Here is a 21,774-nt window from a genome sequence, read left to right as displayed (position 1 = left end):
TGCGTTAAGCTAACTGATACTAATTGCTCGTGCGGCTTGACCCTATAACTTTGATCTGCAAAATGCAGTTTCAAGGAAGTTATGCCAAGTTGACGCATTCAAAAATCCTACGTATGCAAGTACTGTAGGTTCGTTAATTCGATGAAGCTGATTAGCTCTATAAATTGGTTGTCTTGACTAGCTCAAGATGACAAAAAGTTATGCCTGACGACCATAGCGAGGTGGTACCACTCCTTCCCATCCCGAACAGGAAAGTGAAACGCCTCTGCGCCGATGATAGTGCGGATTCCCGTGTGAAAGTAGGTCATCGTCAGGCTATTAAACCGGAAACGCCCAGTCGATTGACTGGGCGTTTTTTTTCGTCTGCTAACTAGTAAGTCGATCTGAGCAAGTGAAGCTTAAATACCGCTTATTAGTTGCTCTTCCAATCGTACACAACCCGATTCGCTGCGCAAGTTCATGCCCCATTTGCGTAATGCCGCTGCGCGACACCAAGATGGGAATTCCCATTTGTCCCGATTTGATGACCATCTCACTCGTAAGACGTCCAGTTGTGTAAAAAACTTTGTCATCTCCCTTCATCGACGTGATGTTTTGAAGCCACATCCAGCCAGCAATGGTGTCAATGGCGTTATGACGGCCAACATCTTCTACAAAAACCAACATCTCCTCACCTCGAAACAAAGCACAGCCATGAACGGACCCAGATGACTTATAGGTTGTTTCCTGAAGTCGGATGGCATTGACGATGCCATAGAGCTGTGACTGACTCAAGGTCGCAGCCGGCAACACTAGTTGATCGACCTCAGCCATCATGTCCCCGAACATACTGCCCTGACCGCAGCCCGTAGTCACGACGCGTTTAGATGTGCGTGCTTCAATATCAGAAATACCCTGGCGGGTTTTGACTGCAGCAGCGCCAACGTCCCAATCTACTGTTATGGACTCAATCTCATCGATTGACTCAATCAAGCGCTGATTTCGTAAAAACCCGAGTACCAGCTTTTCAGGGTGAGCACCTAAGGTCATTAGTGTGACAAGCTCTCGCTTATCAACGTAAATAGTAAGGGGCCGTTCGGCGGGTATTGATACGACGGTTGTTTCACCAAGTTCGTTGACTGCGAAAATTTCGCGCGTCAAAGGAGCGCGCGCTTGTGTCAGTTTGGGTAACAACAATTCAGGGCTTTTTAGCAGGAGCAACTGATGCAGAGGATGCTGGTGTAGTGACTGATGCTGTCGGAGTAGCACTTGCAACTAGTGGTAGGTAAACAAAAGGACCTGGATCAACGCATGCACTGTTCGCTGCGGGCTTTGTCTTCTTGTAGTGGGCAACGACCTTATCTTGAGATTTGCACAACAGGTAAGCATCGACCTTACCGCTCCAGGCGGTTTTAGCCGACGTCTCAGCTGCTTTAGCCTTGGCTTCATCCGATATAGCCGGGAACTTTGCTAGAGCTGCCGATCCAGCCAAAAGGACGCATGTCGCAACTAATATTTGTTTCAAAGCTTGTTTCATAAATTTATCTCAAACTACTTTTTAAACCGGAACGATGGGATTGACGATCACTTCCTGCGAACGCTGGGCTGGAATTTTCCCAGCCTTGATGTCATTAAGCCAAAGTTCATGGTGTTCCTTTGCCCAACCTTCCGTGACATAGCCTGTTTTCATGCCCTCAAGTGCGCCACGAGTCCCAATGGTTCCCATGTAAATGTGTCCCAATAACACCATGGTGATCCAGAATGCCATCACTGAATGAAGCATGCTTGCGATCTGCATGTCGCTGCGAAACAGGCCTAAACCTGGGACCAATTGGTCAAGCACCAAACCCGAAACAACTACTACCAATCCCGGTATGGTCACCACCCACCAGAACACACCTTTTTCTGCCGCGTTAAACCGGTGAGAGGGAACTTGTTTATCGCCGAGCATTCCACCTGCTTTCATCAACCAGTTCAGATCCGCTGCATTAGCAATATTATCTTTAACAAAAGTCAAGATCACAATTAATAATGACACAGCAAACAAGGGACCGACAAAGTTGTGTAAGTTTTTTAGTAAGTAGGTCAGCCACCCGAAAAGAGTGGGACCAATCACAGGAAGCAAAATAAATTTCCCAAACGCGATCGTCAAACCCGACATGGCCAAGGCGACAAAAGCAAAGGCATTGGCCCAATGTGCCGCTCGTTCAAAGGGGGTAAATCGCTCTACCTTTTTACTGTCGACAGGGTAATCGTGGCCCAGTGGACCTTTGGTAAAAAACATGATGGCCAAAGCCAGCATAGAAATAACGATTAACGACCCGCCATAAGGAATCAACCAGTTGTTGCGAGTTTGTCGCCAAGCCTCGCCCGCATTCGTCATGCGCGAGCCAGGGTAGGTAACAAAGGGTTGAATCAAAATGCCGGCCTCTGGTGCTTGGCTTACTGGCAAGCTGCTGTAGCCTGTCACTCCTGAGCCTACCTGTCGCCACATCGGTGCGTTGTTGCCGGGTTGAACTTTGGAACGTTCACCGTTCGATTGCTTGGCATATCTTGATTCAACACCAGCATCAGGGTTTTGATCCAGAATATTTTGGCTTTTAATCGCACCCGTGTCATTAGCAAGCACCGCTTGGGCAGTTTCATTGGTGGGCGCCGACTTACTTTGCGCCACGACACCGCCTGCAAATAGCAAGAAAATGAGACCGGTATAAAAGGCTTTTTTCATCTGTGCCTCCCCTAGTTAGTCTTCGTATATTCGTTCTGGGTGTTTTGTCCTCGCGCTTTCAGATGCGATTCCCAACTGGCTTTGTCCCCTGATTTCCAACCGCTCTCCGAAAAAGATTTGCCGGTGCCCGAGTAGGCTGAATCATCTTTGGTGCTGACCCCTAAATTCTGGGGTTTTTCCCCGCAAGCGCAGAGCAATGCGACCCCTGTGAAGATGAACAAAGCGTGCTTCATGATTTGGCTCCCTCAGGAGCCACCACGGCTGGTTGCCCCGCTGGTTTCGACCCATAGGCCGTTCCCCAGCCCCACACTTCAGCCCCTTTGCCGCGCTTGACCACCCGGTTGCGGAAGATGTCGGCCACCATGTCACCATCGCCGGCTATCAGCGCTTTGGTAGAGCACATCTCGGCACAAACTGGCAACTTACCTTCGGCCAGACGGTTGCGCCCATATTTTTCAAACTCGGCCTGGCTGCCGTTGGCTTCCGGGCCACCGGCGCAGAATGTGCATTTGTCCATCTTGCCGCGCACACCAAACGAGCCCAGTGAGGGAAATTGTGGTGCGCCAAAAGGACAGGCGTACGAGCAGTAGCCGCAGCCAATGCAGACGTCCTTGTCGTGCAGGACCACCCCCTCGTCTGTGCGATAAAAGCAGTTGACAGGGCACACGGCCATGCATGGCGCATCACTGCAATGCATACAGGCGACGGAAATGGATTTCTCGCCAGGCACGCCATCATTAAGTGTGACCACCCGCCGACGATTGACTCCCCAAGGCACCTCGTGCTCATTCTTGCAGGCCGTGACACAACCATTGCACTCAATACAACGCTCTGCGTCGCAAACAAATTTCATACGTGCCATAGTGTTCTCCTTAGGCTTTTTCGACGTTGCAGACCGTGGTTTTGGTCTCTTGCATCATGGTCACGCTGTCATAGCCATAGGTTGTGCCGGTGTTGATGGCTTCTCCGCGCACAATCGGTGCCGCCCCATTTGGGTAGTAGGCCAACATATCAGCCCCTTGCCACCGACCTGAGAAGTGGAATGGCATGAATACCGTGTCTGGCCCCACGCGCTCAGTCACCAGTGCCTGCACATTCAGACGTGCGCCAGTCGGTGTTGAAACCCAAGCCCGCTCGCCATTGCGAATACCTTTGTCAGCCGCTACCTTGGGGTTGATCTCGATGAACATCTCCTGTTGCAGCTCGGCCAGCCACGGATTGGAGCGTGTTTCTTCACCGCCGCCTTCGTACTCAACCAAGCGGCCTGAGGTCATGATGAACGGGAACTTTTCATATACTTTGTCAGCGGTGTTTTTTTGCTGAATCGTCTTGTAAAGCGTGGGCAAACGCCAGAACGCTTTCTTGTCATCATGCGTTGGGTACTTGACAACCAGATCCGGCCGTGTTCCGTAAATGGGTTCACGGTGCTGAGGTATGGCATCCGGAAAGTTCCAAACCACTGCCCGTGCCTTGGCATTGCCAAACGGATGGCAACCGTGCACTTGCATGACCACGCGTTGAATGCCGCCTGATAAATCGGTCTTCCAGTTCTTGCCCTCGGCCGCTGTTTTTTCGGCCTCGGTCAGGTCATCCCACCAGCCCAGCTTCTTGAGCAAAACGTGGTCAAACTCAGGATAACCCGTGGTGATGTCGGCTCCCAGGGAGTGTGAACCATCTTCAGCCAGCAAATTCTTGCCTTCACGCTCCACACCAAAGTTGGCGCGGAAGTTACCGCCGCCATCCATCACATGTTTGGATGTGTCATACAGGTTGGGTGAACCCGGGTGTTTGAGGGCCGCCGTGCCGTAGCAGGGCCAAGGCAAGCCAAAGTAATCGCCCGTAAAGTCGTATCCGGTTTCCTTGTCCTTGCCGCCTTTGGCCCTGAGCGTTTTGACGTCGAACAGGTGCATGTTGCGCATGTGCGCTTTCAGGCGTTCCGGGCTCTGACCGGTATAGCCAATGGTCCACAGCGATGCATTAATTTCTCGCAGAATATCTTCTGGCACGGGTTCATCCATGCCCTTGACCTTCTGCATTTTGAAGTTCTTGGAGAGTTCTTTGCCAAAGCCCAGTTTGTCGGCGAACTGCTGCATGATCATGTGGTCGCTGCGACTTTCCCACAGCGGCTCAATCACCTTTTCACGCCATTGAATGGAACGATTTGAGGCCGTCACAGAACCGGTGGTTTCAAACTGGGTGGCGGCTGGCAACAGGTACACCGAACGATTGGGGTTCAGGTCTTCAGGTTTGCCGGGCATGGCGGCCATCGCTGCTGTGGCCGATGGATACGGATCAATCACGACCAGCAAATCAAGCTTGTCCATGGCGCGCTTCATCTCGAGTCCGCGCGTTTGGGAGTTGGGCGAATGGCCCCAGTAGAACACCCCTCGCAGGTTGGAATCCTGGTCGATCAGTTCGTTTTTCTCGAGCACACCATCGATCCAGCGCGACACGGTAATGCCTGGCTTGGTCATCATCGCGGGCGACGAGAAGCGGCCCTTGATCCACTCGTAGTCCACGCCCCACACCTTGGCAAAGTGTTTCCAGGAGCCCTCCACCAATCCGTAATACCCAGGCAGCGAATCCGGGTTCGGTCCGACGTCAGTAGCACCTTGCACATTGTCGTGACCGCGGAAAATATTGGTGCCGCCGCCCGACTTGCCGACATTGCCCAAGGCCAGTTGCAGAATGCACGAGGCCCGAACAATGGCGTTGCCAATGCTGTGCTGGGTTTGCCCCATGCACCACACCACGGTTCCAGGACGGCTCTCGTTGAGCATCGTGGCGACCTTCAAAACCTGTGCTTCTTTGACGCCACAAGCTTCTTCAACCTTGTCGGGCGTCCACTTGGCCAGTACTTCTTCCTTGATCTTGTCCATACCGAAAACACGGTCATTTATGTACTGCTTGTCTTCCCAGCCATTTTTGAAAATGTGGTGAAGGATGCCAAACAGGAACGCAATGTCGGAGCCCGAACGAATACGTACATATTCATCTGCCTTGGCCGCCGTGCGGGTAAAGCGCGGGTCCACCACAATCATCTTGCAGCCGGATTCCTTGGCGTGCAGCATGTGCAACATGCTGACCGGGTGGGCCTCGGCGGCGTTGGAGCCGATGTACAAAGCGACCTTGCTGTTTTGCATGTCGTTGTACGAATTGGTCATAGCGCCATAACCCCAGGTATTGGCAACACCCGCCACAGTGGTGGAGTGGCAAATACGGGCTTGATGGTCGCAGTTATTGCTGCCCCAGAAACTCACAAACTTGCGCAGCAAATAAGCCTGCTCGTTGTTGTGCTTGCTGGAGCCAACCCAGTAAATGGAGTCCGGCCCGCTGGCCTTGCGCAGGTCCAGTAACTTGGCGCTGATCTCGGTCAGGGCGGTGTCCCAACTGATGCGTTCGTACTTGCCGTTGACCAGCTTCATGGGGTAACGCAGACGGTACTCACCATGGCCGTGCTCGCGCAAGGCCGCCCCTTTTGCACAATGGGCGCCGAGGTTGATGGGCGAGTCAAACACCGGGTTCTGGCGCACCCAGACCCCGTTTTCAACCACTGCGTCTACCGCGCAACCAACTGAGCAATGGGTGCAAACCGTGCGTTTGATTTCAATCTTGCCATCACCGATCAGAGTGGCCCCCATCGAGGCATTGGCCTTCTTCACCAGTGTCAGTTGCGAGGCCGCCAGGCCGACGCCCACACCCAAGCCAGAGCGGCGCAAAAACGATCGCCGGTCCATGGTGGGCAACGCCTGAGACAGACCGCGGCGAAGACTGTGCACAAACGGGGAGCGGGATGCAGTGTCAGACAAGCCCGATTTTTTGGTCAACAACATGAGACTCTCCAAAGTCGACGGGTAAAGGTTCAATCAGACGAGCGTCGTCTTGTAATACTGTTTGACGTGGTCGCTCAAGGTGTAGCCGCCGCCTTTTTCAGGGGCCGGTTTTGGCGTCTGCGCGGTGGGTTGCGCAAGACCTTTAACTGTCGGCATCAAACTGGTGGCAACCGCGATGGCGCCGACCGTACTGGCGCCTGCAAACAAGGTGCGGCGCGATAATTTTTGTGTGGTTTGCGTCATGCTGGGTCTCCTCGAATGTTCCGCCTAGGAACTGATCTGCATAGTAAAACGTGGCTCGAATCTACCAGTGTCCGCAAGATTCAGAAAGTGGGTAAAAACCCTTTATTCCCCGGAATGAAAAAGCCTGATCATTCCTTTGGGTCGCGTCAAAAATTCAACTTTTCAAAAGTTGTTTTACAGCACGTACCGTGCCATGACTAACTTCACTGATGTTTCACATATGAATCAATGAGTTCAGCCATTTTTGATATTCAACAATCCCGGTTTGTTGGCCAATTTGTCACGAGTATTGCGACAAAGTGTCGCGAAAACCGTGGTGAATTCCATTGTCGATAATCAAGTGCAAGTCGCTCCAACCAGGGATCGTCACTGATTAATCGAATTACCCGAGTAATCTCGTCGGCTTTCCTGGTGAATTTTTATGCCTTCTGATTGAATAAAGTGAACCAAGTCCAACCTATTTCGACCAACGATAAAAACCCCGATGGTTGGCCTTTTTGGTCCATCCTGATCGTTGACGACGAACCGGGCATGCGCAACTTTCTGGTCAAGACACTGGTGCCGCGTTGCCACACGGTCATAGAAGCCGCGAGCGCTGAAGACGCTGCCGACATCCTGCTCAATCACCATGTGGACCTGATCATTCTGGATATCTCACTGCCCGGGCGTAGTGGCGTGAGTTGGCTCAAGGAACTGCGCGAACAAGGCTTTTCAGGCAAGGTAATTTTTATCACCGCCTTTGCCGATCTGGAGACGGCCATTGAGGCGCTGCGCGCGGGGGCTTCAGACTTCATTCTCAAACCTTTTCGGGTGCCGCAAATCCTCAATGCCGTGAAGCACTGTTTCGAGAACTCACAACTGGCACGCGAAAACTACGTGTTGAAACGAACGCTGTCTTCACGCAGCCAGATCACCCATGGCCTGGTGGGTCACTCGCCGGTCATAGTGGCGCTCAATCAGTCGCTACGCCGGTTTGCCACAGTCAACAGCACCGTGTTGCTGCAAGGTGAGTCGGGCACTGGCAAAGAACTGGTGGCGCACGCTTTGCATGATTTAAGCCCACGGGCGCAAGGGCCGTTTGTTCCGGTCAACTGCGCCTCAATGTCGCCGGAGTTGATCGAGAGCGAGCTTTTTGGTCACGCCAAAGGCGCGTTCAGCGGCGCAACAAAAGCCCGCGATGGGCTGTTTTATTACGCCCAGGGCGGCACCTTGTTTCTGGATGAAGTGGCTGAGCTGCCACTGGCCCTGCAAGCCACGTTGTTGCGCGCTATTGAGGACCTGAAGATTCGACCGGTGGGCAGCACGCAGTTGTTGCCGGTGAACGTCCGCATCATCGCAGCTACCAACCGGTCTCTGCTGGAGGAAGTGGTCGCCGGGCGCTTTCGCAAAGACCTTTACTACCGATTGCAGGTGGTGGACATCACGCTGCCCCCGTTGCGGTCGCACAAGGAAGACATCCCGGACCTGGTACAGCATTTCATGGCGCAGTTGACTCCCCTGCTGGGCGTGGCGACGCTGGACATCACGCCGACCGAGATGAGCTACCTGCAGCAGTACGACTGGCCGGGCAATGCGCGGGAACTGCGCAACCTGATGGAGCGCTCCCTGATTTTGGGCGCGCTCAATGTGTCGGCACTATTTTCACTGGGCCAGTCGGTCTCCGAATCGACAACCGATACAACCCTTCAACGCCGTGGCACCGACTTGCAAAGTCTGGAGAAACAGCACATTCTGGCAGTGCTGGACTCGGTTCAGGGCGATAAAACCCAAGCCGCTCAGATGCTGGGCATTTCACGGCGTACGCTGGAGCGCCGCTACGCTGAGTGGGCCAGCCTTTGACACAAATTCAAACCGAAACCAAAACCCGGCCACCGGCTTGGCGCGACCTGTTGCGGCTACGGTGGGTCACCCTGTCCATCCGCAGCAAGTTGCTGGCGATGGCGCTGCTGCCCTTGCTGGTGGTGCTGCCGCTGCTGATTGGTGCGTTGGTTATTTGGGGCAATTCGGCTTATGACCGCTTGTTAATCACCAAAGTGCGCAGCGATCTGTCGGTGGCTCGCGGCTACTTTGACCAAGTGTTGGGCGATGTCGGGGCGGGCGCGCTGGCGGTGGCCGGTTCACACAGCTTGCATCTGGCGCTGGACAAGCACGATGAGAAAGCTTTGCAGGACTTGCTGGCGCAAGCGCGGGCGCGCCTTGGTTTTGATTTCGTCAACCTCTACAACCCGCAAGGTGTACTCCTGTCCTCTGATGGGGGAATAAATCAGCCCACGCCCTCTGGTTCGATGGCTACCGGCCCGATCGTGACGGGAAAAGCCAGCCTGGTCTTGATGAGTGCGAGCGACCTGCTGACCCTGGCGCCGCATTTGTCAGAGCGCATTCGTATCCCGCTGATTGCCACCCAAAGCGCCACGCCGACCACGCGCACCCTTGAAGACCGGGCGCTGGTCATGCTCTCGACAACGCCCGTGCTGGGTCTGCACGGCGAAACGCTGGCGATTCTGCGCACAGGCGTGTTGCTGAACCAGAACCTGCCCCTGATTGACACCATCAACCGGATCGTCTACCCGCAAGGCTCGCTCCCCTTGGGCAGCCATGGGACGGCTACGCTGTTCATGGACGATGTGCGCATCACCACCAACGTGCGCCTGTTTCAGGACCAGCGTGCCATCGGCACTCGCGTTTCCCTGGCCGTGCACGATGCGGTACTCACGCGCGGCGAGACCTGGCTGGACCGCGCCTTTGTGGTGAACGACTGGTATGTGTCCGCCTACGAGCCCTTGCTGGATGCCACCGGCCAGCGCGTTGGCATGTTGTATGTGGGCTTTCTGGAAGAGCCTTTCAGGCGGGTGAAGTTCGGTGCCCTGGCCGTGATCCTTGGCATCTTTCTGGGGGTGATGGTGCTGGCCACCGTGTTCTCGGTGCGCTGGGCTCGCAGTATTTTCAAACCCGTGGAACAGATGAACAGCACCATGCGGCGGGTGGAAGAGGGCGACACCAGTGCGCGCGTCGGTCCGGTAGCCGCCCGCGACGAGATTGGCGTGCTGGCCAGTCACCTGGATCAGTTGCTGGATGTGATTGATGACAAGACCCAGGCGCTGCAACGCTGGGCCGGTGAGCTCGATGAAAAGGTAAGGGCCCGCACGCGCGAACTGGCCCGCAGCAACGACTCGCTTTTGCAGGCGCAGCAGCAACTCGTTAAATCCGAAAAACTCGCCGCCATCGGCCAGTTGACGGCCAGCGTGGCGCATGAAATCAACAACCCGATTGCCGTCATGCAGGGTAATCTGGACCTGATGCGTGAGTTGCTGGGCGAGCACGCCCAACCCGTGACCACAGAACTGAGTTTGCTCGACCAGCAGGTGGAGCGCATGCGGCTGATCGTGACCCAGTTGCTGCAACACGCGCGGCCCAACGACTATGCAGGCTACGTGGTCGCGGTTGATGTCAACCACACCCTGAACAACGCACTGGTGTTGGTCGCCCACCAACTGGCCAGCACGCGCATCAGCCTTGAGCGCAGTTTGCTGGCCACCACCGAGGTCGGTATCAATTCACAGGAGCTGTCGCAGGTCGTGATTAACCTGCTGATCAACGCCATCCAGGCCATGCCCGACGGCGGCACGCTGTGCTTGCGTACCCGCGACGATCAGGACGAACAGGGCCGAAATGGCGTCGTGATTGAGGTCTGCGACAGCGGCGCTGGCTTGAGCCCGGCGATTCTTGAACAGCTGTTCCGGCCCTTCTTCACCACCAAACCAGAGGGCAACGGCTTGGGTTTGTGGATCAGCGTGGGTCTGGTGGAGCGCTACGGCGGCAGCATCCGCGGCGCTAACCGACGTGACCATGGGGAAGATGTGAGCGGGGCGGTATTCAGTGTTTGGCTGTTGTGCGAACCGGTGGATCCGGCAGTGGGTGTTAGCGCGGTGTGAGGGTGACTGGGTGTTGGGCGGGCGGTACTCAGGACGGTGTGGGTCTCTGGACTGCGCGGGGGCAGGATGGTGCGGGGCTCAGGACGGTGTGGCACTCAGCGCTGTTCGTGTCCCCCGGCCTTTGGCCTCCTCCTTGACCTCACTGCGCTGAATGCCACACCGTCCTGAGCCTGCAAGCCGTTGCGAGTGTTCATCGGCTGTTGAATTACCGAGGGCCAACACGGCTGCCAGACGATGACGCCGGGGTGGAGGGTGCAGCGAAGTCAAGGAGGAGGATCGGGCGCAGCCCGGTCCGGGGGACATGAGCGGAGCCCTCTACCCCGGTGTCATCGGCCCCCCAAACCGCGCCGGACATACCCGCATCCAGCCTCAAGCACCAAGCCTCAAGCCTCAAGCCGGTATCGCTAAGCGTGCACGGATTCAGCGACGTTAATTGGATTCCAGCATGTCAAACCCTTGCGCTTCCACGCTCATGAAGGCGCGGGTGAGTTCGGCCACGGCGGCATAAAAACGGGCCTTGGGGTGCTTTTGCAGATCGTCACACAAGGTGTTCACCCACGGCTGAATGTGTTGCGTGAAAAACGCGCGTTGGCGCGTCAGGTTGGCCACCGCCACATCGTCACCGGCGATCAGGTAACGCATCACCTCGCACAGGTAGGCAAAGTGGTCTTCGGTTTCAGACATCTTGTCGTCGCGCGCCAGACCCAATTGGTCGAGGTCGGTACGCAACCGGGCCAGTGGTTTTTCATTCAGGAAACCGCTCAAAAAGTGAGAGCCATACAGGTAGACCTCGGGCTTGCCCATGCCGCCAAACAAGGTGCTGAACTCGCTTTGAATCTCATCATCCGTCATGCTGCGGGCCACGCCCACCAGAGCACGCCAGGGTTCTTCCAGGAACGCGCCAGCGGCTGGCGCCTCGGTTGCTGAGGTGCGCAGTTCCGCTATAAATTCAGTAGCTGGTGGCGCATAGTAGACGAGGGCTAGAAGCCCGTAGAGCTCTGAGCGTGCGGTTTCTTCGTCAAGGGCAGAGCTGGGCTGGGCGTTGAGCGTTGGCATGGTGTTTAGATGTCCGTGATTTTGGTTTCGTTCTGGGCCGAGTAAATGTCAATGACACGGCAGTCGCCGCACATTTTCAGGCGCTCCAGTGCCGCGCCCTGAAACATGCTGTGGCCGCTGAGCTTGCCCAGCATCGCCTCGATCGCTTTCAGTGTGCCAAAGGGTTTGCTGCAACGCACGCAGGCGTAGGGTTGCATGGCGTTGATCACCACGGCCTCTTTGCGCAGCGGGCTCAAATTCAGTTGCTGCACCAGCGTGAGGGCTTTCTCCGGGCAGGTACTGACACACAAACCGCATTGCACACAGTTTTTCTCGATGAACTTGAGCTGTGGCGACTCTGCGTTGTCCTGCAATGCGCTGGCGGGACAAGCGTTGATGCAGCTCAGGCACAGCGTGCAGGCATCCTTGTTGAGCTTGAGCGTGCCGAGTGGCGAGCCGGTGGCGGGCAGGGCGATCACCTCGGGTTTGAGCGGGGCTTGAGCGATCAAATGGTCCAGCACCAGTTCCAGGGTGGCCCGTTTGTCGGCCTGCACGGCAAAGCTGGCGGCGCGGCCCACGCCTTGCGCCGGGGCAGCCTGCAGTTCGCGGTCCAAATCCGCCAGGTCGCGGGCATCACGGGCGTGCAGCACACGGAAATGTTCGCCGGTGTAGCCGAGCCCGGTCAGGATGGCTTGCGCCACCGCCATCTGGCTGCGCAGCGCCTCGGCATATTGCGGCGCTTCTTCATCCGTCATGAGCACCCAGACTTGCGCGGCGCCGTAAGCGATGGCCGTCAACCAGACCTCCAGCCCCAGCGACGAGGTGTGCCAGAGTGCCAGCGGGATGACCCGGGCCGGCACGCCGTGGGTGTCGCGGTCGAGCTGCGCAGCGCGGCCCAGGTCGCCCAGCAAACGGGTGCCGCCTTGCTGGCTGTGCAACAGCAGCGCGGCGTTTTTGCCGCCGCTGCGGGTATAGGTGCCGAGCATGGTTTTGAGCTTGACGCCCTGGTCGCTGGCGCGCGGGTAGGCGTAGGTCAGGGCGCCAGTAGGGCAGACCGTGGTGCAGGTGCCGCAGCCCACGCACAAATTGGGGTTGACTTTGATTTGCTGGCGGCTCTTCTCGCTGCTGATGGCAGAGGCTGAGCAGACGTCAATGCAGGCGCTGCAGCCGGTTTTCTCATTGCGGCTGTGGGCGCAGAGTTTTTGTTTGTAGACGAAAAACTTGGGCTTTTCAAACTCGCCGACCAGCCCGCGCAAGGTCATCAGCGGCTTGGCATCAACCCCGTCCCAGCGCAAATAACCTTGCGGCAAGGCGTGCTGGGTAAAGGCCGGTGCGGCGCGCAGGTCCAGCACCAGGTCGAAGTGATCGCTGGCGGAGTCTGGCACACGGTTGAAGTCAATCGCGCCCGCCACCTGGCAGGCCTTGACGCAGGCGCGTTGTGCGTCGCAGGCGTTCAGGTCAACTTGGTAATCCAGCCCGATGGCATCTTCGGGGCAGGCCACCAGGCAGGCATTGCAGCGGGTGCACAGGTCAAGGTCTATCGGATTGTTGCGCAGCCACTTGAGTTCAAACGCGCCCAGCCAGCCGGTGAGCGACTGAATCTGTCCGCCCAGCACCGGGTAGCGCCGTTCCTGCATCGCGCCCAAGTCGCCGGCGCCTTGGGTAAACAAGGTGATGTCGAGTTCATCGCACAGCAACTCGGCGGCACGCTCGGCCTCACCCAGCTTGCCGATGATGAGCAAGCGCCCAGCGCTCTTGTAAGTCACGGTGGCGACTGGTTCGGGGTCGGGCAGGTGCGCGGCCGCCAGTAGTGCCGCAATTTTGGGACTGGCTTGGGCGGCATCGCGGCTCCAGCCGCCGGTTTCCCGGATGTTGACGAAGCGGATCGGGGCGTAAGTGGCCGTGCTGGGGGCGTTGCTGGTCGCTTGTTCGGCCAGCTCGGAAAACAGCCGTTTTTCTTGGGTGCAGGCCACCACCAGTTCTTCGCCGGATTTGACCGCTGCCAGAAAAGCCCCAGCCTCGCGGCGGCACAGGGTGGAATGCAGCGTCAGGTTTTCATTCAGTACCGCGCCCAGGCTCCTGGGGTCCAGTGGCATGGTTTGGTTGCAGTCGCAAATCAGGGTCGTCATGGTCTATTGCCGGTTCTGTGGCCGGGGTGGGTGTCGGTTGGTCTGGGCTCGCCACTTTCTCATCTTCAAACAGATTGAGAAATTGGGCGCTGGCCATCTGGCGCAGCATGGACAAAGGCAGCGGGTCGGGCTGGGAGTAGTCGTCAATGTAGATGTCCAGCCGGTCCATCACGTTGTAGTGCGGGTCGGTAAACAGCTTCTTCATGGCCGCATTGCGCACCTCGGGCGCCACGCCGCGGGCCACAAACGGGGCAAAGTCAGACTGGGCGGTGAGTTGGCGCACATCTTCGAGGGTTGGCAGCGGTAACGGCTCCGGCGTGGCTGGGATGGCCGCTGGTTCAGCATCGGGCGAAAGAGCGGGGGCTGGCGCTGTGGTCGGTTCGACCAACAGCACCGGTTTGACAGCCACCGGCTCCTCCAGCGGCTTGCCCTCGCGCACCGCCTGCTTGCGCTGCGACCAACGACCTAAAAAGCCATCAGCCACGGCCACCGCCGCCCATTTTTTTCTCGGTGCTGATGGAGGCCGGGTTGCCAAAGCGGTCGGTCAACGAGCGAAAGCTCTCCGGGCGCTTGCGGCGCTTGAGTTCCTCGACGTGGTACTCCGCCACAAAGGCCTGCAACCACGCCACCACGGGTGCCGGGGCGGGCACTTGCTCCACGGTTTCCTGTGCGTCCAGCCAGCGGCCGGCGTCGAAGTAGCTCAGGCTCACCATCACGGGCACGGCCATCGGCTCGTCGGACAGCGTGGCCTCCTCCTCCATGCGCCACAAGACAAACCAGCCGGGCGCCTCGGTGGTGGCGTTCAGGTGGTAGCCCTCGGCATCGTCCTTGAACAATTCAACGGTGAAGCCCGGGTGCAGCCAGCGTTCGCCGCTCTCATTTTTATAGAGCAACCGGGGCACCTTGCCAAAGCCTTCTTCCTGCACCACCACCTCTGCCAGTACCCAGCGCCAAGGCTGCCAGTGGCTCGACGGCCCGCTGGTGCGCTCACGCTGCATGACCACGGCGACTTCAAGGGAGGGGCGAATAACTGACATAACGGTAGGCAATCCGGTTGCTATATAAATAATAGCTGCTTGCGCAGGTAGCACGGGGGCTAGAGGCCTATTTGATCAATATTTCTCCAGCGCCTGCAGGTATCCCGGCTCAGGTCTCTTTCGAGATTTTGATGGACGGAAACTTGGACGAAAAGTCTTTGTTCTTCGCAGCAATCGACACCGCCACCTTGCGCGCCACGGCTTTGTAAATGCTGGCCACGTCGCTGTCGGGGTCGGACACCACGGTCGGCTTGCCGTTGTCGGCCTGCAGACGAATCTGCATGTCCAGCGGCAGGGCGCCCAGGTAGTCCATGCCGTACTCAGCCGCCATCTTCTTGCCACCATCGGCGCCAAAAATATGCTCGGTGTGACCGCAGTTGCTGCACACGTGCACCGCCATGTTTTCCACAATGCCCAAAATGGGCACGCCGACTTTCTCAAACATCTTGATGCCCTTCTTGGCATCGAGCAAGGCAATGTCTTGCGGTGTGGTCACCACCACGGCGCCGGTCATGGGCACGCGCTGGCTCAGGGTGAGCTGGATGTCGCCGGTGCCGGGCGGCATGTCGACAATCAAATAGTCCAGGTCGCGCCAGTTGGTCTGGCGCAGCAACTGCTCCAGTGCCTGCGTGGCCATCGGGCCGCGCCAGATCATGGCCTCGTCCTGCGCCACCAGGAAACCAATCGACATCACCTGCACGCCGTAGTTTTCCAACGGCTCCATGGTTTGGCCGTCAGCACTGTCGGGGCGGCCGTCAATGCCCATCATCATCGGCACGCTGGGGCCGTAAATGTCGGCATCCAACAGGCCCACGCTGGCGCCTTCAGCGGCCAGTGCCAGCGCCAGATTAACGGCGGTGGTGCTTTTGCCCACGCCGCCCTTGCCCGACGCCACCGCCACAATGTTCTTGACCTTGGGCAGCAGTTGCACACCGCGCTGCACCGAGTGTGCGGTGATTTTCATGTTGACGTTGACCGACACGTTTTCAACGCCCGCCACGCCCTTGGCAGCCGCAATCAACGCCTTGCGAAAGCCGGGAATCTGGCTCTTGGCGGGGTAGCCCAGTTCCACATCAAAAGCCACGTCGCCGCCGCTGAGGGTCAGGTTCTTGATGGATTTGGAGGACACGAAATCGCGTCCGGTATTGGGATCGACCACACCCTTGAGTGCGTCCATCAGCGTCTGTTCTGTCACTGCCATTTATTTCTCCTGTAATCGACCAAGTTTAGCGAAGACTTATTTAACCTTGGGGAAGTCAGCGAATCAGTGTTTACCCGAAGTCGTGTCGTGTTTTCGGGTAATTCCCCCTGTGGGGCAAGCAACGGAGGTCGATAATATTTTTATGTCGAACCTGCCGCTCAAGTCGTCCACCGCGCCGCCCAGCACCGGCCTATTGTTGACCGGTGGCGGCGCGCGCGCGGCCTACCAGGTGGGCGTGCTGGAGGCCATTGCCGATATTCGCAAAGCCGCTGGCGCGCAAGGGCAGCCCAATCCCTTTCCCATCATCGCCGGCACCTCGGCCGGGGCGCTCAATGCCTCGGCCCTGGCCTGTGGGGCAGATGACTTTGATGCCACGGTGCGTCGTATCGTCGATCTCTGGAAAAATTTTCACGCAGATCAGATTTACCGGGCCGATTCCTTGAGCATGCTGCGCTCGGGCGCCACCTGGATGACGCTGCTCTCGCTCGGCTGGGTGGTGGCCAAGTGGCGCCGCATCAAACCGCGCTCCCTGCTCGACAACACCCCGCTGGCCGAGTTGCTCAAGCAGTTGGTGCCGCTGGAGCGCCTGCCCTACCTGATCCGCAAAGGCCACCTGCAGGCGCTGGCGGTCACGGCGTCCAGCTACAGCTCGGGCGAGCACGTCACTTTTTTCCAGGGCGACAAGCGCTTGCAGCCCTGGGTGCGCAGCCAGCGACTGGCGGTGAGCGACAAAATCACCCACGCGCACCTGCTGGCGTCTTCGGCCATTCCTTTTGTTTTCCCCGCCACCGAGCTGCACATCAACGGTCATGCCGAGTATTTTGGCGATGGCTCCATGCGCCAGTCGGCCCCGGTGGCCCCCTGCATTCATTTGGGCGCCGAGCGCATTCTGGTGGTCGGGGCCGGGCGCATCCATGAGCCCAAGAGCGACCCGCAGTTGCCGCTCAGTACGAGCTACCCCTCGCTGGCGCAGATTGCCGGTCACGCGCTGTCCAATATCTTTCTGGATGCGCTGGCGGTCGACGTTGAGCGCGTGCGCCGCATCAACCAGACCCTGACGCTGGTGCCGCCCGAAGCCCGCAGCGCCAGCGCCCTGCGCCCGCTCAAGTTGCTGGTCATTTCCCCCTCGCAACGGCTGGACGTCATCGCCGCCCGCCATGTCGACACCTTGCCCGCCCCGGTGCGCACCATGCTCGGCGCCATCGGCGTGTCGTCCAAGGCGGCCGATGTGAAAGGGGCCGCGCTGGCCAGCTACCTGCTTTTTGAGCCGGGCTACACCCGGGAGTTGATGGCGCTGGGCTACGCCGATGCCACCCGGCAACGCGGCGAGGTCTGCGCTTTTTTTGACTGGGCGGAGCCCGCGCCGCAAGAGGGCGCGTTGGCGGTCAGCCCACCGCCCCGCGTTGAGCGCCGACGCGATCCGCTGCGTTTGCGCTGAAAACGAATCGTCTACAGCGACCTGCTTGCGTTAGGCGCACTAATCCTGCAAAATTTCTCCATGGAAACACTGGATAAGCTCGATAAAAGCATTTTGCGCAGCCTGCAAGCCAATGGCCGCGCCACCTTCGACCAAATCGGCGAGGCGGTGAGCCTGTCGCCCAGCGCGGTGTTGCGCCGGGTCAAGCGCCTGGAAGAGACCGGCGTGATTGACCGCTACGTGGCACTGGTCAAGCCGGAGGCGGTCGGTTTGGGCTTGATGGCGCACATCAACGTGCGGCTGGCCAAAAATACCGAAAGTTCGCTGCGCAACCCGCGTGATGTGTTTCGCGCCAGTGTGCAAACCTGGCCCGAAGTGGTGGAGTGCGACGCCTTGAGTGGGGAGATGGACTATTTTTTGCGGGTGCTGGTGCGCGACATGGCCGCGTACTCGCATTTCGTGATGGAAACCCTGCTCAAACACCCGAGTGTTCAGGATTGCCGTACCAGTTTTGTGCTGGATCGTCTGAAAACCACGACGGCAATCCCGTTGTAATTAAGGTAAATTAATTTTTTGGAGGATGGCACCTAGGGGAAACCCTTATAGTTGCCTCCATGATTGAAACGAAACCACCCTTGACGCCTGCGCCCTACGAGCGTGCACCGCAGCCGTCGTACACCCGAAAGTCGTCGGTGGTGGTGCCTATTCGTTCACTCGGCGCCAATCACCGTCAGCGCATTGCCCGGCATTTGATGGCGCTTGAGCCGCGTGACCGGTACTTGCGTTTTGGTTTCATGGCCAACGACGAGCAAATTCAGCGCTATGCCGACAGCCTGAACTTTGACCGCGACGAAATATTTGGTATTTACAACCGGCGCATTGAGTTGATTGCCATGGCGCATCTGGCGTTTTCGGCCGACAGCGACTTGAATGCCTGCGCTGAGTTTGGCGTGTCGGTCTTGAATTCGGCGCGCGGCCGGGGCTACGGCGGACGGCTGTTTGACCGGGCCTCCATGCACGCCCGTAACGAGGGTGTGAGCACTCTGTTTATTCATGCCCTGAGCGAAAACACCACCATGCTCAAAATTGCCCGCAACGCTGGTGCCATCGTCAAGCGTGACGGCTCGGAGTCCGAAGCGCATTTGCTGTTGCTACCGGCCACGCTGGACAGTCGTTTGTCAGAGATGCTGCAAGAGCAGTTGGCCAAGACCGACTACCGCATCAAGGTGCAGGTCAAGCAGTTTCGGGACATGTTGAGCGGCGCACCTGCCTACCAGCCCGACCAACCTGCCGCGCAACAAATCACCCCTGAATAAGGTGCTGCGCCTCGCCGACAGCCGGGTGTCACAGCAATCCGCTAAGCTAGAGGCTTAATCACAACCGCATGTCCTGCGCCTCTGGCCGTGTCAGACCCCCATTCCCCGCGACTCCCTGACCGGGAAGACAAACGCACTTTCCTCCAAAAACTGGCCGAGTTCATCCACCCGGGACCAGATTCCACGGCTGAGTTGATCGAAACCCTGGCCGAGGCGCAAGAAAACAAGATCATCGGCGCTGAATCGCGCGCCATGCTGGAAGGCGTCATCCGCATGGCCGACCTGACGGCGGGCGACGTGATGGTTCCCGCCACGCAGATGGACATGGTTGACATCTGCGAATCCAGCGATGCCTTGATGCACGGGGTGATCGACACCGCGCATTCGCGGTTCCCTGTGTTTGAAGGCGAGCGCGAAAACATCATTGGCATCCTGATGGCCAAAGATTTGCTCAAACTCCAGCGCGCACCTGAACTCAATATCCGCGCCTTGTTGCGCCCGGTCGTTTTTGTGCCGGAGAGCAAGGGGCTCAACGACTTGTTGCGCGAGTTTCAAAGCAACCGCAACCATGTGGCGATCGTGATTGACGAATTTGGCCGCGTGGCCGGTTTGGTCACGATCGAGGATGTGCTGGAGGAAATCGTGGGCGAGATCGAAGATGAGTTCGACATTGCCGATGATGAAGGCGACATTTTTGGACTGCCCGACCGCACCTACCGCGTCAGCGGCGACACCCCGATCGAGCGGGTGGACGATGCTTTTGATGTCAAGTTGATCAGTACCGATCCCGACGACGAATTCGCCACCATTGGCGGCTTGATTGCCCACGAGATGGGCCACGTTCCCAAGCGCGGCGAGCGGCACACGATGTCCGGGCTCAATTTTGTGGTGCTGCACACCAAGGGCGGCGCAGTGAAGTGGTTCAAGGTGTCGCCGGTAGCCAATGCGCCTGTCTAGGCTGGCGACAAGCGGTGCCCGGTTGCGGGCCGCGCTGTCGGCAGATTTTTCATGGTTTTCTGCGCTGCTGGCTTTGCTGGCCGGCGCGGCCCACGCCGCCAGCTTTGCATGGCCGCTGGCAGGGCCCGTATTTTCTGTTTTATGGATTGAATTGCGCCACGGCGAGCCGGTCTGGTGCTTGCAGTGGCTGGCGCTGGCGTTGCTGGCGGGTTTGCTGGAAAACTGCCGCCCCCCAAGGGGCTTGAAGTCCAGCCCGGCCAATTGGCGGCTGGCAGCACTGTGGGGCTGGTTGTTTGCCACCGCCTGGCTCGCAGCTACGTTTGGCTGGACCTTCGTGGCGCTGCACACCTATGGCGGTTTGCCGGCCGTGCTGGCGGTGTTGGCGGTGCTGGCCCTGAGCGGTCTGCTGGCGCTGATTTACGCGGTAGTTTGTGCATCATATATGGCTCTAGCCCCCGTCAATCGTGCGCGAGCAGCTATTATTTTTGCAGCATTCTGGTTGTTGGCCGAGTTGGCGCGGGGCCGCTGGCTGACCGGGTTTGGCTGGGGTGCCGCGGGTTACGCCCATGTCGATGGGCCGCTGGCCGCTTGGGCGCCTTGGCTGGGCGTGTATGGCCTGTGCTTTGCCGCGGCCTGGTTGGCGATGGCGCTGGCGCAGGCGGTGCAGGCCGGGCGCGATCGCGCACTGCGGCGCGGGGTGCTGGCACTGGGTACGGTGATCGGTTTGCTGGCATTGCCCCTGCTGGTTCAGCATGGTGCGGCGGAACTCTCGACGTCCAGCGGGCACCTCGGCGTCACCCTGCTGCAAGGCAACATCCCGCAGGATGAAAAGTTTGAGACGGGTAGTGGCGTGCCGCTGGCATTGCAGTGGTATGGCGAACAACTGCAAAGCGCACGCACCGCGCTGGTGATCGCGCCTGAAACTGCTATTCCGGTGCTGCCACAGCAGCTACCCGAAGCGTACTGGGAGGGTTTGCAACAGCGGTTTGCTTCGGGCCAGCAGGCCGCATTGATCGGCGTACCGCTGGGCAATTACAAAGAAGGTTATACCAACTCAGTGCTTGGCTTTCAGCCCGGGCAGACGCAAGCCTGGCGCTACGACAAGCAGCACCTGGTGCCGTTTGGCGAGTTCATTCCGCCGTTTTTCAAATGGTTCACCGAGATGATGAACATCCCGCTGGGCGACTTCAACCGCGGCGCACCCTTGCAACCGCCGTTTGTCTGGCAAGGTCAGCGCATTGCGGCCAATATTTGCTATGAAGATTTGTTTGGCGAAGAGCTGGCGCCGCAGTTTGCAGACGCGGCGCAGGCGCCCACGGTGTTTGTCAACATCAGCAACTTGGCGTGGTTTGGCAACAGCCTGGCGATGGACCAGCACCTGCAGATTGCCCGCATGCGGTCGCTGGAGTTTGCGCGGCCGTTTGTGCTCGCCACCAACACCGGCGTCAGCGCTATCGTGGACCACCGGGCCCGGGTTGTGAGCGCGCTGCCGCGCGATACGCGGGCCGTGCTGGTGGGCGAGGTTGAGGGGCGAAACGGGGTTACGCCTTACGCCCGTTGGGTGGCTCGCTTTGGCCTGTGGCCGTTCTGGCTGCTGGCTTTGGGCTTGGTCGGTCTGGCGGCCCGCCGCGCCTCTAAAAACGCCCGGCCTTCGGGCGCATGACGCGGCCACTGCGGCAGCACTTAGAACCTTTTTTTCATGTGGTCATGATGATGTAGATGATAGTGATTCTCATTTGTGCGAGAATAATCAGCATCACTCATTCACCTTTGGTCTGGAAAGTATCTGATGAAAACCCTGAAGTTGACCTGGCTCACCGCCCTGTTGGGCGCGCTGCTCCTGCCGCTCGCGCAAGCCGAAGAAGTGGTGGTGTACACCGCCCGAAACGAACAATTGATCAAGCCCTTGTTTGATGCCTACACCAAGGAAACCGGCGTGCAGGTCAAGTTCGCGACCGACAAGGAAG

Annotated in this window: 20 protein-coding genes and 1 rRNA gene; 8 read left to right on the top strand and 13 right to left on the bottom strand. The window is 58.3% G+C overall.

The annotated features are described in order from the left end of the window. Nucleotides 1–203: 203 nt before the first annotated feature. Nucleotides 204–316: ribosomal RNA gene (gene rrf, locus WCG50_RS10305) — 5S ribosomal RNA — on the top strand. A gap of 50 nt (nt 317–366) precedes the next feature. Here the strand turns inward: rrf and WCG50_RS10300 are convergent. From WCG50_RS10300 to WCG50_RS10270, 7 genes are read right to left on the bottom strand one after another with little or no spacing between them, the layout of a single operon-like run. Further along, the gene (locus WCG50_RS10300) at nt 367–1,173 is read right to left on the bottom strand and encodes a formate dehydrogenase accessory sulfurtransferase FdhD (RefSeq protein WP_336899510.1); all 807 of its coding nucleotides are present in this window, start codon (nt 1,171–1,173) and stop codon (nt 367–369) included. A gap of 4 nt (nt 1,174–1,177) precedes the next feature. Then, a complete protein-coding gene (locus WCG50_RS10295; RefSeq protein WP_336899509.1) occupies nt 1,178–1,516 on the bottom strand; it encodes a hypothetical protein in 339 nt (112 codons plus the stop codon). A gap of 21 nt (nt 1,517–1,537) precedes the next feature. Then, nucleotides 1,538–2,707 carry a formate dehydrogenase subunit gamma gene (locus tag WCG50_RS10290; RefSeq protein ID WP_336899508.1) on the bottom strand — a complete coding sequence of 390 codons (1,170 nt, stop codon included), beginning with the start codon at nt 2,705–2,707 and terminating at the stop codon, nt 1,538–1,540. 11 nt (nt 2,708–2,718) lie between these two features. Further along, complete coding sequence (locus WCG50_RS10285) at nt 2,719–2,940, bottom strand: hypothetical protein (protein WP_336899507.1); 222 nt, start codon at nt 2,938–2,940, stop codon at nt 2,719–2,721. Beyond that, nucleotides 2,937–3,569, bottom strand: a complete 633-nt coding sequence (gene fdh3B, locus WCG50_RS10280; RefSeq protein WP_336899506.1) for a formate dehydrogenase FDH3 subunit beta — start codon at nt 3,567–3,569, stop codon at nt 2,937–2,939. Before fdh3B ends, WCG50_RS10285 begins: the two co-directional genes overlap by 4 nt. A gap of 10 nt (nt 3,570–3,579) precedes the next feature. Next, nucleotides 3,580–6,540 carry a formate dehydrogenase subunit alpha gene (locus WCG50_RS10275; protein WP_336899505.1) on the bottom strand — a complete coding sequence of 987 codons (2,961 nt, stop codon included), beginning with the start codon at nt 6,538–6,540 and terminating at the stop codon, nt 3,580–3,582. Nucleotides 6,541–6,573: 33 nt separating this feature from the next. Beyond that, complete coding sequence (locus WCG50_RS10270) at nt 6,574–6,783, bottom strand: formate dehydrogenase (RefSeq protein ID WP_336899504.1); 210 nt, start codon at nt 6,781–6,783, stop codon at nt 6,574–6,576. 441 nt (nt 6,784–7,224) lie between these two features. On the opposite strand from WCG50_RS10270, the gene WCG50_RS10265 reads away from it, so the two are divergent. Next, nucleotides 7,225–8,622 (top strand): sigma-54 dependent transcriptional regulator, encoded by a 1,398-nt coding sequence (locus tag WCG50_RS10265; protein WP_336899503.1) that lies wholly within the window; start codon nt 7,225–7,227, stop codon nt 8,620–8,622. Next, nucleotides 8,619–10,715: a cache domain-containing protein gene (locus WCG50_RS10260; RefSeq protein WP_336899502.1), complete on the top strand. Its 2,097-nt coding sequence runs from the start codon at nt 8,619–8,621 to the stop codon at nt 10,713–10,715. The genes WCG50_RS10265 and WCG50_RS10260 overlap by 4 nt, the downstream gene beginning before the upstream one ends. Nucleotides 10,716–10,793: 78 nt before the next feature. On the opposite strand, the gene WCG50_RS10255 is transcribed toward WCG50_RS10260, so the two are convergent. The 6 genes from WCG50_RS10255 to apbC form a co-directional block, all read right to left on the bottom strand. Beyond that, nucleotides 10,794–11,018 carry a hypothetical protein gene (locus WCG50_RS10255; protein WP_336899501.1) on the bottom strand — a complete coding sequence of 75 codons (225 nt, stop codon included), beginning with the start codon at nt 11,016–11,018 and terminating at the stop codon, nt 10,794–10,796. A 126-nt stretch (nt 11,019–11,144) separates the two neighbouring features. Continuing rightward, on the bottom strand, nt 11,145–11,771 hold the full coding sequence (locus WCG50_RS10250; RefSeq protein WP_336899500.1) for a molecular chaperone TorD family protein: 627 nt from the start codon (nt 11,769–11,771) through the stop codon (nt 11,145–11,147). A gap of 5 nt (nt 11,772–11,776) precedes the next feature. Then, on the bottom strand, nt 11,777–13,879 hold the full coding sequence (locus WCG50_RS10245; RefSeq protein WP_336899499.1) for a 4Fe-4S binding protein: 2,103 nt from the start codon (nt 13,877–13,879) through the stop codon (nt 11,777–11,779). Continuing rightward, complete coding sequence (locus WCG50_RS10240; protein ID WP_336899498.1) at nt 13,806–14,363, bottom strand: DUF3306 domain-containing protein; 558 nt, start codon at nt 14,361–14,363, stop codon at nt 13,806–13,808. The genes WCG50_RS10245 and WCG50_RS10240 overlap by 74 nt, the downstream gene beginning before the upstream one ends. Continuing rightward, nucleotides 14,356–14,916 (bottom strand): DUF3305 domain-containing protein, encoded by a 561-nt coding sequence (locus tag WCG50_RS10235; RefSeq protein ID WP_336899497.1) that lies wholly within the window; start codon nt 14,914–14,916, stop codon nt 14,356–14,358. The genes WCG50_RS10240 and WCG50_RS10235 overlap by 8 nt, the downstream gene beginning before the upstream one ends. A 109-nt stretch (nt 14,917–15,025) precedes the next feature. Then, nucleotides 15,026–16,117, bottom strand: a complete 1,092-nt coding sequence (apbC, locus tag WCG50_RS10230; RefSeq protein WP_336899496.1) for an iron-sulfur cluster carrier protein ApbC — start codon at nt 16,115–16,117, stop codon at nt 15,026–15,028. Nucleotides 16,118–16,259: 142 nt separating this feature from the next. Between apbC and WCG50_RS10225 the strand changes: the two genes are divergently transcribed. From WCG50_RS10225 to lnt, 5 genes are all read left to right on the top strand, one after another. After that, complete coding sequence (locus WCG50_RS10225; protein WP_336899495.1) at nt 16,260–17,555, top strand: patatin-like phospholipase family protein; 1,296 nt, start codon at nt 16,260–16,262, stop codon at nt 17,553–17,555. A 60-nt stretch (nt 17,556–17,615) separates the two neighbouring features. Then, nucleotides 17,616–18,089, top strand: coding sequence for an Lrp/AsnC family transcriptional regulator (locus WCG50_RS10220; protein ID WP_336899494.1), 474 nt, complete (start codon nt 17,616–17,618; stop codon nt 18,087–18,089). 59 nt (nt 18,090–18,148) lie between these two features. Beyond that, complete coding sequence (locus WCG50_RS10215) at nt 18,149–18,850, top strand: GNAT family N-acetyltransferase (RefSeq protein WP_336899493.1); 702 nt, start codon at nt 18,149–18,151, stop codon at nt 18,848–18,850. Nucleotides 18,851–18,937: 87 nt separating this feature from the next. After that, complete coding sequence (locus tag WCG50_RS10210) at nt 18,938–19,807, top strand: transporter associated domain-containing protein (RefSeq protein ID WP_336899492.1); 870 nt, start codon at nt 18,938–18,940, stop codon at nt 19,805–19,807. Continuing rightward, nucleotides 19,794–21,470: an apolipoprotein N-acyltransferase gene (gene lnt / locus WCG50_RS10205; RefSeq protein ID WP_336899491.1), complete on the top strand. Its 1,677-nt coding sequence runs from the start codon at nt 19,794–19,796 to the stop codon at nt 21,468–21,470. The genes WCG50_RS10210 and lnt overlap by 14 nt, the downstream gene beginning before the upstream one ends. The last annotated feature ends 304 nt before the right edge of the window (nt 21,471–21,774 follow it).

Origin of the sequence: Rhodoferax sp., from assembly GCF_037143375.1 — a bacterium.
Classification (GTDB): domain Bacteria; phylum Pseudomonadota; class Gammaproteobacteria; order Burkholderiales; family Burkholderiaceae_C; genus Rhodoferax.
Note: the sequence above shows the minus strand (reverse complement) of the source record. Positions and strands in the feature narration are given on the sequence as shown.

What these genes read in the sequence shown, in the direction of transcription:
- WCG50_RS10235 (WP_336899497.1), bottom strand. Translation starts at nt 14,916, where the DNA reads ATGTCAGTTATTCGCCCCTCCCTTGAAGTCGCCGTGGTCATGCAGCGT.
- WCG50_RS10285 (WP_336899507.1), bottom strand. Translation starts at nt 2,940, where the DNA reads ATGAAGCACGCTTTGTTCATCTTCACAGGGGTCGCATTGCTCTGCGCT.
- WCG50_RS10225 (WP_336899495.1), top strand. Translation starts at nt 16,260, where the DNA reads ATGTCGAACCTGCCGCTCAAGTCGTCCACCGCGCCGCCCAGCACCGGC.
- WCG50_RS10245 (WP_336899499.1), bottom strand. Translation starts at nt 13,879, where the DNA reads ATGACGACCCTGATTTGCGACTGCAACCAAACCATGCCACTGGACCCC.
- WCG50_RS10290 (WP_336899508.1), bottom strand. Translation starts at nt 2,707, where the DNA reads ATGAAAAAAGCCTTTTATACCGGTCTCATTTTCTTGCTATTTGCAGGC.
- fdh3B (WP_336899506.1), bottom strand. Translation starts at nt 3,569, where the DNA reads ATGGCACGTATGAAATTTGTTTGCGACGCAGAGCGTTGTATTGAGTGC.
- apbC (WP_336899496.1), bottom strand. Translation starts at nt 16,117, where the DNA reads ATGGCAGTGACAGAACAGACGCTGATGGACGCACTCAAGGGTGTGGTC.
- lnt (WP_336899491.1), top strand. Translation starts at nt 19,794, where the DNA reads ATGCGCCTGTCTAGGCTGGCGACAAGCGGTGCCCGGTTGCGGGCCGCG.
- WCG50_RS10250 (WP_336899500.1), bottom strand. Translation starts at nt 11,771, where the DNA reads ATGCCAACGCTCAACGCCCAGCCCAGCTCTGCCCTTGACGAAGAAACC.
- WCG50_RS10295 (WP_336899509.1), bottom strand. Translation starts at nt 1,516, where the DNA reads ATGAAACAAGCTTTGAAACAAATATTAGTTGCGACATGCGTCCTTTTG.
- WCG50_RS10220 (WP_336899494.1), top strand. Translation starts at nt 17,616, where the DNA reads ATGGAAACACTGGATAAGCTCGATAAAAGCATTTTGCGCAGCCTGCAA.
- WCG50_RS10255 (WP_336899501.1), bottom strand. Translation starts at nt 11,018, where the DNA reads ATGTCCCCCGGACCGGGCTGCGCCCGATCCTCCTCCTTGACTTCGCTG.
- WCG50_RS10215 (WP_336899493.1), top strand. Translation starts at nt 18,149, where the DNA reads ATGATTGAAACGAAACCACCCTTGACGCCTGCGCCCTACGAGCGTGCA.
- WCG50_RS10270 (WP_336899504.1), bottom strand. Translation starts at nt 6,783, where the DNA reads ATGACGCAAACCACACAAAAATTATCGCGCCGCACCTTGTTTGCAGGC.
- WCG50_RS10275 (WP_336899505.1), bottom strand. Translation starts at nt 6,540, where the DNA reads ATGTTGTTGACCAAAAAATCGGGCTTGTCTGACACTGCATCCCGCTCC.